This is a genomic window from Pseudomonas sp. 5Vm1k (genome assembly GCF_056161485.1).
Genome location: NZ_JBSPCZ010000018.1, coordinates 1 through 14,818, shown reverse-complemented (window position 1 = coordinate 14,818; position 14,818 = coordinate 1). Strand labels below are relative to the sequence as shown.

13 protein-coding genes are annotated in these 14,818 nt (G+C 60.5%); 3 read left to right on the top strand and 10 right to left on the bottom strand.

The genetic code is table 11. From position 1 onward, the window contains the following. Positions 1 to 123 precede the first annotated feature (123 nt). From ACWIKB_RS27255 to ACWIKB_RS27245, 3 genes are all read right to left on the bottom strand, one after another. Positions 124 to 1,149: a histone deacetylase family protein gene (locus tag ACWIKB_RS27255; protein ID WP_475270580.1), complete on the bottom strand. Its 1,026-nt coding sequence runs from the start codon at positions 1,147 to 1,149 to the stop codon at positions 124 to 126. Positions 1,150 to 1,288: 139 nt separating this feature from the next. After that, complete coding sequence (locus ACWIKB_RS27250) at positions 1,289 to 2,518, bottom strand: Zn-dependent hydrolase (protein ID WP_163913358.1); 1,230 nt, start codon at positions 2,516 to 2,518, stop codon at positions 1,289 to 1,291. 23 nt (positions 2,519 to 2,541) lie between these two features. Then, on the bottom strand, positions 2,542 to 3,852 hold the full coding sequence (locus ACWIKB_RS27245; RefSeq protein ID WP_475270579.1) for an MFS transporter: 1,311 nt from the start codon (positions 3,850 to 3,852) through the stop codon (positions 2,542 to 2,544). 162 nt (positions 3,853 to 4,014) lie between these two features. Here ACWIKB_RS27245 and ACWIKB_RS27240 point away from each other — a divergent pair, with 162 nt between their 5' ends. After that, positions 4,015 to 4,947, top strand: coding sequence for a LysR family transcriptional regulator (locus ACWIKB_RS27240; protein ID WP_475270577.1), 933 nt, complete (start codon positions 4,015 to 4,017; stop codon positions 4,945 to 4,947). Here ACWIKB_RS27240 and ACWIKB_RS27235 read toward each other — a convergent pair. The 6 genes from ACWIKB_RS27235 to ACWIKB_RS27210 form a co-directional block, all read right to left on the bottom strand. Continuing rightward, on the bottom strand, positions 4,944 to 5,555 hold the full coding sequence (locus tag ACWIKB_RS27235) for an RraA family protein (protein ID WP_475270576.1): 612 nt from the start codon (positions 5,553 to 5,555) through the stop codon (positions 4,944 to 4,946). The genes ACWIKB_RS27240 and ACWIKB_RS27235 overlap by 4 nt on opposite strands. Further along, positions 5,548 to 5,940, bottom strand: a complete 393-nt coding sequence (locus tag ACWIKB_RS27230; protein ID WP_475270575.1) for a RidA family protein — start codon at positions 5,938 to 5,940, stop codon at positions 5,548 to 5,550. The genes ACWIKB_RS27235 and ACWIKB_RS27230 overlap by 8 nt, the downstream gene beginning before the upstream one ends. A gap of 14 nt (positions 5,941 to 5,954) precedes the next feature. After that, a complete protein-coding gene (locus tag ACWIKB_RS27225; RefSeq protein WP_475270573.1) occupies positions 5,955 to 7,328 on the bottom strand; it encodes an MFS transporter in 1,374 nt (457 codons plus the stop codon). Between the two features lie 104 nt (positions 7,329 to 7,432). Then, positions 7,433 to 8,362: a 2-hydroxyacid dehydrogenase gene (locus tag ACWIKB_RS27220; protein ID WP_475270571.1), complete on the bottom strand. Its 930-nt coding sequence runs from the start codon at positions 8,360 to 8,362 to the stop codon at positions 7,433 to 7,435. Next, the gene (locus ACWIKB_RS27215; RefSeq protein WP_475270570.1) at positions 8,359 to 9,114 is read right to left on the bottom strand and encodes a class II aldolase/adducin family protein; all 756 of its coding nucleotides are present in this window, start codon (positions 9,112 to 9,114) and stop codon (positions 8,359 to 8,361) included. The genes ACWIKB_RS27220 and ACWIKB_RS27215 overlap by 4 nt, the downstream gene beginning before the upstream one ends. Continuing rightward, positions 9,111 to 10,412, bottom strand: coding sequence for an MFS transporter (locus ACWIKB_RS27210; RefSeq protein ID WP_475270569.1), 1,302 nt, complete (start codon positions 10,410 to 10,412; stop codon positions 9,111 to 9,113). Before ACWIKB_RS27210 ends, ACWIKB_RS27215 begins: the two co-directional genes overlap by 4 nt. Positions 10,413 to 10,568: 156 nt before the next feature. Between ACWIKB_RS27210 and ACWIKB_RS27205 the strand changes: the two genes are divergently transcribed. Then, positions 10,569 to 11,528: a LysR family transcriptional regulator gene (locus ACWIKB_RS27205; RefSeq protein WP_163913340.1), complete on the top strand. Its 960-nt coding sequence runs from the start codon at positions 10,569 to 10,571 to the stop codon at positions 11,526 to 11,528. Between the two features lie 12 nt (positions 11,529 to 11,540). On the opposite strand, the gene mrdA is transcribed toward ACWIKB_RS27205, so the two are convergent. Then, a complete protein-coding gene (gene mrdA / locus ACWIKB_RS27200; RefSeq protein WP_475270568.1) occupies positions 11,541 to 13,433 on the bottom strand; it encodes a penicillin-binding protein 2 in 1,893 nt (630 codons plus the stop codon). A gap of 276 nt (positions 13,434 to 13,709) precedes the next feature. On the opposite strand from mrdA, the gene ACWIKB_RS27195 reads away from it, so the two are divergent. Further along, positions 13,710 to 14,633, top strand: coding sequence for a TIGR03571 family LLM class oxidoreductase (locus ACWIKB_RS27195; protein WP_475270567.1), 924 nt, complete (start codon positions 13,710 to 13,712; stop codon positions 14,631 to 14,633). Positions 14,634 to 14,818 lie beyond the last annotated feature (185 nt).

The following is a 14,818-nucleotide window of genomic DNA, read 5'->3' as shown; positions in this document are numbered from 1 at the left end:
GACCGCGTTATCGTTCTTCGCGAGCAGGCTCGCTCCCACAGGTGACCGAGTTGCCTCATGGGAATGCGGTTAACCTGTGGGAGCGGGCTTGCTCGCGAAGGCTATTTACCAGACACCCTCATCTCAGAGCTGCCACACCTCGGCACTCACAAAAAACGCCCGGGCATTATCTTCAAGGCTCTCCAGGTGATACCCACCCTCCTGCACAATCAGACACGGCAACCCAAGGCTGCGAATCCGCTCGCCCAACAGCGCAAAGCCTTCCCGGGTCACTGCGACTTTGCTCTGCGGGTCCAGTTCGAAAATATCGAAGCCCAAGGACAACACCAGCACCTCGGCGCCGAAGTCCTTCACCGCCGCCAACGCTATTTCAAGTTGCCCGAGGAAATCCGCCTCACTGGCGCCATGGGCCATCGGCAGATTCAGGTTGAAACCCTCCCCTGCCCCAACGCCGCGCTCATCAGCAAACCCGGCGACACCGGGGTAGAAGTTGGTCGGATCGCCATGCACCGAGACGTACAACACGTCATCGCGATCATAGAAAATCTCTTGAATCCCCTGACCGTGATGCATATCGGTATCCAGCACCGCCACCCGCGCAAACCTGCCACGTAACACCTGAGCAGCCACCGCTGCGTTATTCACATAACAGAAACCACCCGCCGCTTCGGCTCGGGCATGGTGACCCGGCGGACGGCACAAGGCATACGCCGCCGGTTCGCCATCGAGCAACGCCTGGGCGCCGGCAATTGCGCTTTGCGCCGACCAATAGGCCGAACGCCAGGTCTGCTCGCCCACCGGGCAACTGCCGTCCGCCAGATAACGCGCGGCCTGGGCGAGAATCCCGCGCAGAGCATTGGGTTCGCGGACGAAGATGTTCGACATGACTTCATCGCCCCAGTCCTCGGGAATTTCTTTCCAGCGCTGATGGGCTTCCTGCAGGAACGTCAGGTACGGCGCGCCGTGGACGGCCAGTAATGGCGCCAGTCCGGCGTCGGCCGGCTGCTCGACGCTGAAGCCCAGGGCATGCGAGGCCTGCACCAGACGCTGAGCGCGCTCGGGGACTTCCTGCGGTGTACGCATCTGCCCGCGGGAGTAGTAGCTGCGGGGATGGTGGAGCAATTGTTCGGGGTGGAAAAAACTGCGCATGGGATAAATTCCTGTTCTTGGAGCTGGCGCGCACTCCTGTAGGAGCGAGGCTTGCCCGCGAAGGCGGTGTGTCAGGCAGCATCGATGTTGAATGTACTGACGCCTTCGCGGGCAAGCCTCGCTCCTACAGGGGTTGGGGTTATTCAGTGATTTCGGCGCGAGCCAGGACGGCGTTGAGCAACACGTCAGTGCCCTGGCGCACATCTTCCGGCAACACATCTTCCGCTTCGTTATGGCTCAACCCGCCCACACACGGGATAAACACCATCGCCGTCGGGCAGTACCGCGCCAGGTGAATTGCGTCGTGCCCGGCGCCGCTGACAATCGATTGCTGAGCGTAGCCTAGCGCATCCACCGCGTGCTGCACCGCCGCCACGCACTCGGCGTCGAACGGTGTGGCCGGGCTGATCCAGTGCGGGGTGATGGTCAGGTTCAAGCCGCGACCGTCGGCAATCGCCTGCAGTCGCGCGCGCACTTGCTGCTCCATCGCCTCAATCGCTTCGTCACGGTGATGACGCAAATCGACGGTGAAATTCACCAGCCCCGGAATGGTGTTGCGCGAAGATTTGTTGATGCTCAACTCGCCCACGGTGGTCAGGCCTTCGGGGGCGAAATCCGTGGCCAACACTTCAATCGCCTGAATCATCCGCGCCACGCCATAGAGGGCGTCCTTGCGCAGCGGCATCGGCGTGGTGCCGGCGTGGGCGGCCATGCCTTCGACTCGCACGTCGAGCCAGCGAATCGCCTGGCCGCCGGTGACCACGCCGATACTCTTGGCGTTGTCTTCGAGGATCGGGCCTTGCTCGATGTGCGCTTCAAAGTACGCATCCACCGCGCCGCCCAGCGCACGTTCACCGGCATAACCAGTGCGTTGCAGGGCCTCGGCGACGCTGATGCCGTCGATGTCACGCACCGCCAGCGCCGCGTCTAGCGACATGATCCCGGTGAACACCGCCGAGCCGAACATCGCCGGGGTGAAGCGCGCGCCTTCTTCGTTGGTCCACACCGCCACTTCCAGCGGTTTGCGGGTCTGGATGCCGAGGTCATTGAGGCAACGCACCACTTCCAGGCCGGCGAGCACACCGTAGACGCCATCGAAGCGGCCGCCTTCCGGTTGGGTGTCGAGATGGCTGCCCATCATCACCGGCGCAGCGTCCGGGTCGGTGCCTTCGCGGCGGGCGAACAGGTTGCCGATGGCGTCAACGCTCAGGCTCATGCCAGCCTCGCGGCACCAGTGGGAAAACAGTTCACGACCTGCCTTGTCTTCATCGCTAAGTGCTAACCGGCAGCTACCGCCCCGGGCTGTGGCGCCGATTTCGGCCATGGCCATCAGGCTTGCCCACAGGCGTTCACCATTGATTTTCAACATACGTTACTCCTGGAAATCGGGGATTAAGCGTTGGCCAATTCGACGCGTTCAGCGCTGGCATGACGACGGGCAAGGGACAAGACGCAGATCAGAGAAGTCGCGGCGATCAGGCTGTAGAACACCGCCAGCGGCCACCATTGGCCGGCGAACTTGTGCGCCAGCATCGTGCCGATCAGCGGCGTCAGGCCACCGGCCACGGCACCGCAAATCTGATAGGCCAATGAGATCGCGGTGTAGCGCACCCGCGTCTCGAACATGCCGCTGACGTACCCGGCGATAACCGCGTAGAACGAGGCCATGCACACCACCGCCAGGGCGATGCCGAGGATGATCAGCGGCGCCTGGGCCGAGCTGACCAAAACGAACATCGGGTACGGCGAGGCCATTGCCAGCAGCGACATCAGGCACAGGAAACGGGTCGCACCGATCTTCTCCGCGACCCATGCCGCCAACGGTTGAATGCAGAACTGAATAATCGCCACCACAAACAGGCACTCAAGGATCAGCGAGCGCGGCAATTCGAGTTGCTGGGTGGTGTAGGCGATCATGAAGGTGTTGGTGAAATACACCCCGGCGATCCCGAGGGTGTTGGCGCCGATACACAGCAGCAGCGGACGCCACGCAGTACGCAGCACTTCCATGACCGGCGCCTGTTCCTTGCGTGTGCTTTTGCTGGCGAGTTCGCGGCTGGCGAGGAATTCCGGGGATTCATTCACACCGAGACGAATCGCCAAGCCCACGATCAGTAACAGCGAACTGGCGAGGAATGGCAGGCGCCAGCCCCAGCTCATTAAGTCGGCTTCCGGCAAACGGGTGACCGCGCTGAACGCCAGCAGCGACAGAATCAAACCCGCCGGGCTACCCAGTTGCGCAAAGGAAGCGAAGAAATTGCGTCGACCTTTCGGCGCATGCTCACCCGCCATCAACACCGCCCCGCCCCACTCGCCACCGACGGCGATGCCCTGGACGATGCGCAGCAGAATCAGCAACACCGGCGCGGCAACACCAATTTGTGCGTAGGTCGGCAGCAAACCGATGCACACCGTGACCACGCCCATCATCAGCAAGGTGATGATCAGCGATTTCTTGCGCCCGATGCGGTCGCCAATATGGCCGAAGATAATCCCGCCCAACGGCCGCGCGAAGAAGCCCACGGCGAAGGTGCCGAACGCGGCCATGGTGCTGAACAGTTTGTCGTCGGAGGGGAAAAACAGCGCGCCGAACACCAGCGCGGCGGCGGTGGCGTAGATGTAAAAGTCGTACCACTCGATCATGGTGCCGATAAAGGCTGCGGCTGCCGCACGGCGCGGCTGTGACGAAGCTTGGGGCTTCATGGGTCGGGCTCCTTTGATTGTTTTTTTGGCAGGAGAAAATCGGATGTATCAAGGCACTCTGGCGGCGCCTGTCTTGGAGGTGATTTATCGTCCCGGGGCTATGATTAGTCAATTTTCTATTTATTATGCCGACTATTACGCCCGCTTATAATCGAGAGCCCCATGGCCGAACGCGAAGTGCAACGCCTGCTCAATGACCGCCTCGACTGGAACCTGCTGCGCACCTTCCGGGTGATCGGCCAGGAACTGAGCATCAGCCGCGCCGCCGCCCGCCTTCACCTCACGCAACCAGCGGTGAGCCAGGCGTTGAAACGCCTGGAAGAGCAACTGGGCCGGCAACTGATCGCCCGTCGCGGGCCACGGTTTGCCCTGACCGAAGTCGGCGAGCAGATTTTCGAACTGGCCGGTGAAATCTACGGGCAGATGTCCCAGGTCAGCAGCGTGCTGGAGCAACCGGCCGACGAAGTGATCGGCAAGGTGCGGCTGTTGATCATCAGCCGGATCTTCTCCGAGCGGTTCGATGACTTCCTCGCCGACTTCCACCGCCAGCATCCACGGGTGGATCTGGAAGTGGACGTGATGCGCAGTTCCGACATCGTCAGCGCCTTGCAGGAGAAAACCGCGACCCTCGGTTTGAGCCTCAATCGTCGCCCGCAACCGCGCCTGGAACAGCGGCTGTTCCTGCGTCAGCGCTATGCGTTTTTCTGCGGTAAGCACCATGCGCTGTTCGGACAGCAGGACGTCGCCGAAGGGGATTTGCAGCGGGAAAATTTCGTCAGTTTTACCAGCGACCAGATCGGCGGCATGCTCTCGCCGCTAACGATTTTTCGCGATCAGCAGGGCTTCAGCGGACGCATCGTGGCGACGTCGCCAAGCCTGGAAGAAGTCCGGCGACTGGTGATCGCCGGGTTCGGCATCGGCTGTTTGCCCGAGCACGTGGTGGCGGCGGACGTTGATGCCGGATTGCTCTGGCGTCTGCCGCCCCACGAAGGGATTGCCGATGTGGACATTCATTTGCTGTGGAACCGCGAGCAGCGCATGAGCCGCGCGGAGACGTTGTTTATCGAGAGTTTGCAGGCGTGTCTGACGGCCTAGATCTTTAACACCTGCGCAACCGGCTCGCCTGAACGCAATCGCTCAAGCAGGCGTGGTTCGGCGCGGTCGGACGCCAAGGCTTGATCGATGACAGAAGCCGCCGTTGGCCAGTCGAGGAACAGCACGCCGTTGTCATCCGCCAGCACCAGATCCCCGGGGTTTACCGTGACGCCAGCGCAGTGGATCGGCTGATTGATCTGGCTGTCGCCACGACCATGCAGCTTGGTGGTCAACAGGCTGGTGCCGCGAGCGAAGATTGGCAGCCCGGCTTCGCGCAGTTCCAGCAGGTCAGTCACCGCGCCGTCGACCACAATGCCCACGGCACCGGCGCAGCTAGCCGCGCAACTGGTCACCGCGCCGACCGGGGCGTGTTGCCAGTCGCCCCCGGTGTCGATCACCAGTACGTCACCGGGCTGGATCAGCACCAAGGCCTGGTTGACCGCGATGGCGTCGGCGCCGACCAGTTTCAGGGTCAATGCGCGGCCGATCACTTTCACATTCGGCACCATGGCCCGCAGTTGCGAATCGGCGAAACCCTGCTCCAGGAAATGCCCGACGGTTGGAAAGCTCACTTCTTTGAGCTGCCCGATCAGTTTCGACTCATCCATTTTGCTGCTCCTTCGCTATCAACTCGGCGACACAATCGATTTCCAGCGAAACGCCCCACAACGCCACGCACACCGTGGTGCGCGCCGGTGGCGCATGGCCAAGGAATTCGCGGTACACGGCGTTGAACGGCTCCAGTTGCGCCGGATCGGTGAGGTAGGCGTTGACCTTGATCACATGGCTGAAATCGGACCCGGCTTCAATCAGGATCGCCTCCAGGTTGCGCAAGGTCTGTCGCACTTGCTCGGTGAAATCGGCGGGTTGGTCATTCAGGTCGCTTTGGGCCGGAATCTGCCCGGCGGTGAATACCAGATGACCGCTGACCACCGCTTGGGAGTAAGGCCCGACCGGGCCGATAAAGCCCGGGGCGGAGTTAATTCTGCGCATGGTTTGAACTCCGTTCAGGCTGCTGCGGATTTGAAGGATTTGTTCGGCGTGTCGGCCGTTTTTTCAACCGGGATTTCGCTGATGTCGCGCTTGAAGGTCTCGGTCAGCAACAACAACGCCAGTAAAGAAATCAACGCCGCGCCGATCATGTACCAGGCCACCGAAGAACCTTTGCCGGTCGCCGCCAGCAATGCGGTGGTGACGATCGGTGTCGCCGCACTGCCCAGCAAACCGGACAACATGTAGCTGATCGACAACCCTGAATAGCGCACTCGCGTGCCGAACAACTCGGCGAGGAAGGTCGCGATCGGCCCGTAGTTGGCGGCGAACGCGGTCATCAGCAACAGGTAACCGAAGATCACCAGTGGCAGCTCTTTGGTGTCCATCAACCAGAACATCGGGAACGCCACCAAGGCTTCAGCAACGATGCCGGCGACGATGATCGGCTTGCGTCCGAAACGGTCCGACAGCGCCCCGAACACCGGCAACATGACGATGCACCAGGCACAGGACAACAGCACCACGCCGAGCATCGTGCTGCGGCTGAAACCGAGATTCTGCGTGCCGTAGGTCAGGCCGAACGCGACGATGATGTTGAATGAAGCCCCGGTCGACATGGTGGCTATACCGCCCAACACCACTTGCTTCCAGTACTTGCGAAAGACTTCTGCCAGGGGCATTTTCACCTGCACTTCGGCTTCCTTGACCTTGTTGAAGGCCGGGGTTTCGGCGATGTTCAAGCGGATGTACAAACCCACGGCGATCAGCAACACGCTGGCCAGGAACGGGATACGCCAGCCCCAGGCCAACAGGTCTTCCGGGGACAGATAAGCGGCGATCAACAGGAAGGCCAGGTTGGCAATCATGGTCCCGGCCGGCACGCCAATTTGCACCCACGAACCATACAAGCCGCGCTTGTTGGCCGGCGCATGTTCCACCGCCATCAACACCGCCCCGCCCCACTCGCCGCCAAGCGCCAGGCCTTGAATCACCCTGAGTAACAGCAACAGGATCGGCGCCCAGATGCCAATGGCGGCGTAGTTGGGCAACAGGCCGATGGCGAAGGTCGCGGCGCCCATGGTCAGCAGCGAAATCAACAGCATCGACTTGCGGCCCAGCTTGTCGCCGAAATGCCCGAACAATGCGGCGCCGACGATCCGCGCCAGATACGCCGAGGCGAAGGTGCCGAAGGCCAGCAACGTGCCGATCAACGGCACGAAATCCGGGAAGAACACTTTGTTGAACACCAGCGCCGAAGCGGTGGCGAAGACAAACAAGTCGTACCATTCCACGGTGGTGCCGATGACACTGGCCACGGCGACTTTTTTCATGCTGATGGCAACTTCCGGCGGTGCGCCGGACTTTTCTGCGGACGATAGATCGCTCATCACTGACTCCAGGAATTGGTTTAATTGTTTTTTACTGGCAGTAAATCGTTTGAGAGTGAGGGATTGTTGTTATGCCTCGCCCAACTTAGTGGGCGAGTTTGTGGTTAGTAACCGAGTGTTCGGTCGGCGCAATTCAATAGCGGTTCATCAGCGTTCAAGCGGCGGAAGTTCTCCGCGACTTGTTCGGCAATGCAGTCGTGGGACGCGGCTGATGCCATGTGTGGCGTAATGGTGACGCCGGGCATTGTCCAGAGACGATGATCGGTTGGCAGCGGTTCTTGTTCGAATACATCCAGCAAGGCACCGCGCAGTTTTCCGGTTTGCAGGGCTTGTTCGAGGTCGTCGATATTCAGGTGACCGCCGCGACCGCAGTTGACCAGTGCGGCGCCATTGGCCAGGTGTTCGAAGGTTGCGTTGCCGAGGATGCCGCGGGTTTCACTGGTCAGCGGGAGCAGGTTGATCAACAGCTCCACGCCGTCGAGAAACGGGTTCAGTTGTTCGGCACCGGCGAAGGTTTGGACACCGTTCAGATCTTTGCGACGGCGCGCCCAGCCACGAACGTCGTAACCGGCGGCGGCCAGGTCCTGGGCAATCGCGCTGCCCAACGAGCCCAGCCCCATCACCCCGACTTTGAACTGCCCCGCCGCCCGTTGCAGCGGTCGTTCCCAGTGCTGTTGGCGCTGTTGCTGCAGCACCTGATCAAAGCCACGGTGATAGTGAATCACCGCCCAGCGCACGTACTCGGTCATCCCTTGGCGGTGGCCGGGATCGACCACTCGACACACCGGCAAGTCCGGGCACGACGGGTCGTGTTCCAGGTGATCGATACCGGCGGCCACCGAGTGAATCACTTGCAGGTTTGGCAGCGCACCAAGGCTGCCCGGCAACGGAAACCAGCACGCCGCGATTTGTGCATTTTTGGCCAGCGGATCGTCGGCCAGCACCGTGGTGAGTTGCGGCGCGCTGCGGGCAAACGCGGTTTGCAGTTGTTTGAGCAACAGGTTGTCGCGGGACAGCAGGACCACGGTATTCATGAAAGATAGGACTCGCGCTGGGATTCGATCAGGGTCAGAGCGGCCTCCCAGGCCAGGTCGATGATGTTGTCCTGTTCATCACGGTCAAACTGTTCGGCGGTGTGGGCGCAGACTTCCGGGGACGGGTAATGCAACGCCGAACCACCGGCCAGCGCCGCGACTTGCGCCTGGCAGGCACGCTCCAGAAAGTGGATTTCCTGGAACGCCTGGGCCACGCCGGAACCGCCAACCAGCAAGCCGTGATTGCGCAGGATCATCGCCCGGTGCGGTCCCAAATCCGCGATCAAACGCTCGCGCTCGTCCAGCGACAGGGCGATGCCTTCATAGGTGTGATAGGCCAACTTGCCGTAGAACTTCAGCGCGTGTTGGCTGATCGGCAACAAGCCTTGTTTTTGCGCCGCCACCGCCATACCCGCTGCGGTGTGGGTGTGGATCACGCAGTTCAGATCCGGGCGGGCCATGTGGATCGCCGAGTGAATAACGAAGCCTGCGGCGTTGACCCGATGACCGGCGTATTCGGGATCAACGATGCGCCCGTCCTGATCAATGCGCACCAGATCCGAGGCGCGCATGCGGTCGAAAATCACCCCGTAGCGATTGATCAGGAAGTGATGCTCCGGCCCTGGAATGCGCAGGGTGATGTGGGTGTCGATCAGGTCGGTCATGCGAAAGTGCGCGATGAGGCGATACAGCGCTGCCAGTTCGCAGCGGGCTTGCCATTCAACCGGGTCGATGTGTGCAGGTTTACTCACGAATACACCTCTTTAGCAGCGTGGGTGACGACCGGGTTGGCGCGCAGGCGGGCCAGGCCGCAAACACCGATCAGGGACAGGGCCGAGAGCAAGGTGAAGAACACCGCCAGCGGCCACCATTGTCCGGAAAACTTGCTCGCCAGCAGCGTACCGATCAGCGGCGTGGTGCCGCCGGCCAGGGCGCAGCTCAACTGGTAAGCGATAGAAATGCCCGAGTAGCGCAGGTGCACCGGGAACGCCTGGGTCATGTACCCGGCAATCACCGCGTACAGCGCCGAGAGGATCACCACCGCCAGCGCAATGCCAACGGTCATCAGCAGGATGTTTTGCGTGCCCACCAGGAGAAACATCGGGTACGGCGTGACCATGCACAACAGCGCGACGAGTTTGAGGAAGCGACCTTCGCCGATGCGTTCGGCCAGAAGTGCGGAGAGCGGTTGCGAGAGCAACTGAATGACGGTCACCAGGAACAGGCAATCGAGGATCGTCGAGCGGGCGATGCCTTGGTATTGGGTGACGTAAGTGATCATGAACGTGTTGGTGAAGAAGAATCCGGCCGAACCGATGGTCACGGCGGCAGCGGCAAACAGGATCTGCCGCCAGCAGGTGCGGATCACGTCCTTCACCGGGTATTTGGCGGTTTCGTTGTTGTCCCGGGCCTTGGCGAATTCCGGTGATTCGTGAACCCCGGAACGGATCATCAGGCCGACCATCATCAGTACACCGCTGGCGAGGAACGGGAATCGCCAGCCCCAGGCGAGGAAGTCTTCCGGCTCAAGGGATGTCACCAGACGAAAAGCAATCAACGCCAACAGCAAACCCGCCGGGCTGCCGAGTTGAGCGAAGGACGCGTAGAAGGTTTTGCGCTTGGCCGGTGCGTGCTCGCTGGCCATCAGCACCGCCCCGCCCCACTCGCCGCCGACGGAAATCCCCTGGATCAGTCGCAACACGATCAAACCGACCGGCGCCCAGATGCCAACGCTGGCGTAGCTCGGCAGCAAACCGATGCCGGCGGTGGCCAGGCCCATCAGCGCCATGGTCACCAGCAACATTTTCTTGCGGCCCAAGCGATCCCCCAGGTGACCGAAGACCATGCCGGCCATGGGACGGGCGATGAAGCCGACGGCGAAGCTGCCAAAGGCTGCCAGGGTGCTCATCACCGGGTCACTGCTGGGAAAGAACACTTGCCCGAGCACCAGCGCCGCCGCGGTGGCGTAGATGTAGAAGTCGTAGAACTCGATGGTCGTGCCAATGAAGGCAGCGGCCGCGGCGCGTCGCGGTTGAGGGGTAGTGTGCATGCAAGGACCCTGTGTATTTATAGTTTTGGGCAGGTACTGAAGGCTGTTTACGGTTGCACTCTGTGGCGCTTGTGGGCTTTATCGCTTCCATGCCAGGATTAGTCAATTTTCAAATTCTTATCTTTACTATTAGCCGTGCTACTACATGGACGCTTTATGCCCTCCACTTCGAACCCTTGGGTCGGTCGTCGTTTTCTCAATGATCGCCTCGACTGGAACCTGCTACGCACCTACCTGGTGATCGGCCAGGAAGGCAGCATGAGCCGCGCCGCCGCACGCTTGCATATCACCCAGTCGGCGGTTAGCCAGGCGCTGAAACGCCTGGAAGAACAACTGGAATGTGTGTTGATTGCCCGCAGCGGGCGGCGCTTTGACCTGACGGAAACCGGGGAAGAAGTCCTGCGCATCGCGGCGGATATCTACGGCGATATCTCCCGTTTGGGCACAGTGGTGGAAAGTCGGCATGACGATGTGGTGGGCAAGATCCGCATCCTCACCGTCAGCGGCGTGCAGGCGCGGCACTACGATGAATTCCTCGCCGATTTCCATGAAACCCACCCGAAAATCGAACTTGAAGTCGAGGTGATGGGCAGTTCGAACATCATCAGTTCATTGCTGCAAAAGACCGCGACCATTGGTGTCGGCCTGTGCCGTTTACCCCAGCCACGGCTGGAGCAGCGGGTGCTATTCCGCGAGCGATATGCGTATTTTTGCGGCCAGCGTCATCGCCTGTTCGGGCAAGAGAATCTGACCCTGGAACAACTGGCGGCGGAGAACTTCGTAAGCTTCACCAGCGATCAATTGGGCGGCAATCTTTCGCCTCTGACGCTGTTTCGCGACGAGCAAGGCTTTACCGGCAAGATCGTCGCCTCCTCCACCAGTTTCGAAGAGATTTACCGCTTGATCTGCGCAGGGTTCGGGATTGGTTGTTTGCCGGTGCACTTGGTGCGGCGAGATGTCGAGCAGGGTTTGCTCTGGCGTTTGCCGCCGGAAGACGGCGTGGTGGATTTCGATATCCAGCTGCTGTGGAATCGCGAACAGAAGATGACTCAGGCCGAAACGGTGTTCCTGGAAAGCTTCCAGCACATGCTCAGCATCCGTGAGCCTGTGCTGTGAAGCCTCTCAGGTTTAGACGTGGGGATCGCCCGGCGGTTTGGCGGGCGTGGCGTATTGCGGCTTGAGATGGCCGTCCTGATCAAGTAGCCAGGCGTCCATGATCTGCCGCACTACAGGGCCCGCCACACGACCACCGGCCTCGCCGTTTTCGATCATCACCGAGATGACAATCTTCGGATGCTCGGCCGGGGCGAAGCCGACGAACAAGGCGTTATCGCGGTTACGCTCCAGGGTTTTCGCCCGGTTGTAACGCTCGCCCTGTTTGATCGCCACCACCTGCGCGGTACCACTCTTGCCGGCTATACGGTACTGGGCGCCCACCGCCGCTGCCCGGGCAATCCCGCGCGCATCGTGCATCACCATTTGCATGCCGTGGTTGACCTGTTCCCAATCACGCGGGTCCTTGAGCAGGATGTTCGGCATCGGGTTCTCGTCCACCGGCGCTACGCCGTCGACGGTCTTGGCCAGGTGCGGTCGGTTCCACACACCTTTGTTGGCGATTAACGCGGTGGCCTGGGCCAGTTGCAGCGGCGTGACCTGCATGTAGCCCTGGCCGATGCCGAGGATCACGGTTTCGCCGGGGAACCATGGCTGACGGCGCGTCGCGCGTTTCCAGGCCTGGGACGGCATCAGGCCAGCAGACTCTTCGAACATGTCCAGGGACACTTTCTCACCGAGCCCGAACATGGCCATGTAGTCGTGCAGACGGTCGATGCCGAGTTTGTGCGCCAGATCGTAGAAATAGGTGTCATTGGAACGCATGATCGCCGCGTCCATGTCCACCCAGCCGTCGCCGCTGTGGTTCCAGTTGCGGTATTTGTGATCGAAGTCCGGCAGTTGGTAGTAACCAGGGTCGAAGACGCGGGTCTGTGGGGTGACCACGCCGGCGTCGAGTCCGGCAATCGCCACTTCCGGCTTGATGGTCGAGCCCGGCGCATAGAGGCCGCGCAGGACGCGGTTAAACAGCGGTCGGTCGATGGAGTCATGTAGCGCCGCGTATTCCTTGAAGCTGATGCCGGTCACGAACATGTTCGGGTCGAAGCTTGGCTTGCTGACCATCGCCAGCACTTCGCCGGTCGACGGATCGAGGGCAACCACCGAGCCACGGCGATCCCCCAAGGCATCCTCGGCGGCTTCCTGAAGGTGGACGTCCAGGCTCAGGACGATGTTTTTGCCGGGTGTCGGATCGGTATGCTTGAGCACGCGCAGTACGCGGCCCTGGGCGTTGGTTTCGACTTCTTCGTAACCCACGTGGCCGTGCAACTCGGACTCGTAGAATTTTTCGATACCGGTCTTGCCGATGGATTGGGTGCCGCGGTACTCCACACCATCCAGGGCCTTGGATTCTTTCTCGTTGATGCGACCGACGTAACCGATCGAGTGGGCGAAGTGCGCACCCATCGGGTAGTGACGGACGAACTGCGGCTCGACATCCAGCCCCGGCAGGCGGAACTCGTTGACCGCAAGGACGGCGATCTGTTGTTCGGTGAGTTCGTAGAACAAAGTCACTGGGACGAAAGGATGCCGCGCCTGTTTCATGGCCTTATCGAACAACGTTCGGTCTTCGGCCGGCAAGTGCAGGAGGTTGATCACCTCATCCAGTTCTTCTTTGACATCCGTGGCGCGTTCGCGGGTGATGGTCAGGTTGAAGCTGGGCCGATTGTCTGCCAGGACCACGCCATTGCGGTCATAGATCAGCCCTCGGGTCGGGGTGATCGGCAAAACGTGGACTCGGTTGTTTTCGGAGATGGTCGAGTGGTAATCGAATTCGACCACTTGCAGCACGTACATACGCACTACCAGCGCGCAGGTGATGGCGACCACAAACAAGGCGCAGGCCATCAGTCTTTTATTGACCAGGCGCGTCTCTTTTTCGTGATCCTTGATCGGTATCGGTTCGGGCATTTCTGCAGCAGCTCTTTGACTATGAAGGGGGGCCGATCCTCAGCGTTGTAATCAGTCCATTAAAAAACGAGCTGCACCATACCAAAAATGACGCCGGCACTTTAGCGCGATTTCCTCGAACGGTTGTCCTTGAAGGCCAAAACGACGGTCGGACGTGTTGGGTGATGTGATGTACTCGTGCGTTTTACTCAAGATTGATATTCCTATTCATGCATTTTTCTTGCAGTTGGGCCTGTAGATACTGGGTGCATGACATTCCCTTTCCGGAGTTTTTTTATGCACTCGCGTTTTCAACGATTACTGGGTTCGAACGGGTTTTCTATAGGTCTTGAATTGCCGCTGGATAACGATTGGTCCAGTGATGGACAACGGCTGCGAACGGTTGAGGATAGGCCTTTTGGTGTTCCCGACCTGAAGCAACATGCGGCTATGGCACGTTTGGCCGACAAGGCTGGGTTTCGTGCACTTTGGGTGCGCGACGTACCGGTGTATGACCCGAATTTCGGCGATGCAGCCCAGGTGTTTGAAGCCTTTTCGTATCTTGGCTACCTGGCGGGGATTACCGACAACATCATGTTGGGTACGGCTGCGGTGGTGCTGCCATTGCGTCAACCGTGGCTGACGCTCAAGGCTGCCAACAGTGTCGATGAACTGAGTGACGGACGCTTGCTCCTTGGCGTGGCCAGTGGCGACCGCCCGATGGAGTATCCGTTGTTTGGCGTGGATTACGCTCAGCGTGGCGAGATCTTTCGCGATACGGTTGAGTTGTTGCGCAGCCAAGGAGCGGGTCGCTTGCCTGAGGGTGCGCGATTGCTGCCGGAGCGTGATCAGGCGGTGCCGCTGCTGGTGGCGGGGCTTGGTCAGCAGTCACCGGCATGGATTGGCCAGCACATGGACGGCTGGCTCGCCTACCCTGGTACGCCGGATGAGCATCGTCGTCGAGTGGGGTTATGGCGAGAGGTCGGTGGTGATAAGCCCTACCTCAGCTTTGTTCATCTGGATCTGGAAGCCAATCCGTATGCGCCGATGCGGCGTGTGCGCTTCGGTGGCAGTTGCGGGCGTCTGGCATTGGTTGATGAGCTTCAGGCTTTGCGTGACGCGGGGGTGCAGCATGTGGGCTTGCATATGCGTCGTAGCGAACGACCGGTGGCGGAAGTGATTGAGGAGATCGCTGAACACATCCTGCCGATGTTTCACTGACAGTGCCTCGGGCTGTCACCAGGGACAGCCAATGAGCTGTCCCTTTTTTTGCAGACACTTTTCTGCGGGCAAAAACAAAACCCCTACCTGCATACGCAGATAGGGGTTTCGGAATTTAATCTTGACGATGACCTACTCTCACATGGGGAAACCCCACACTACCATCGGCGATGCATCGTTTCACT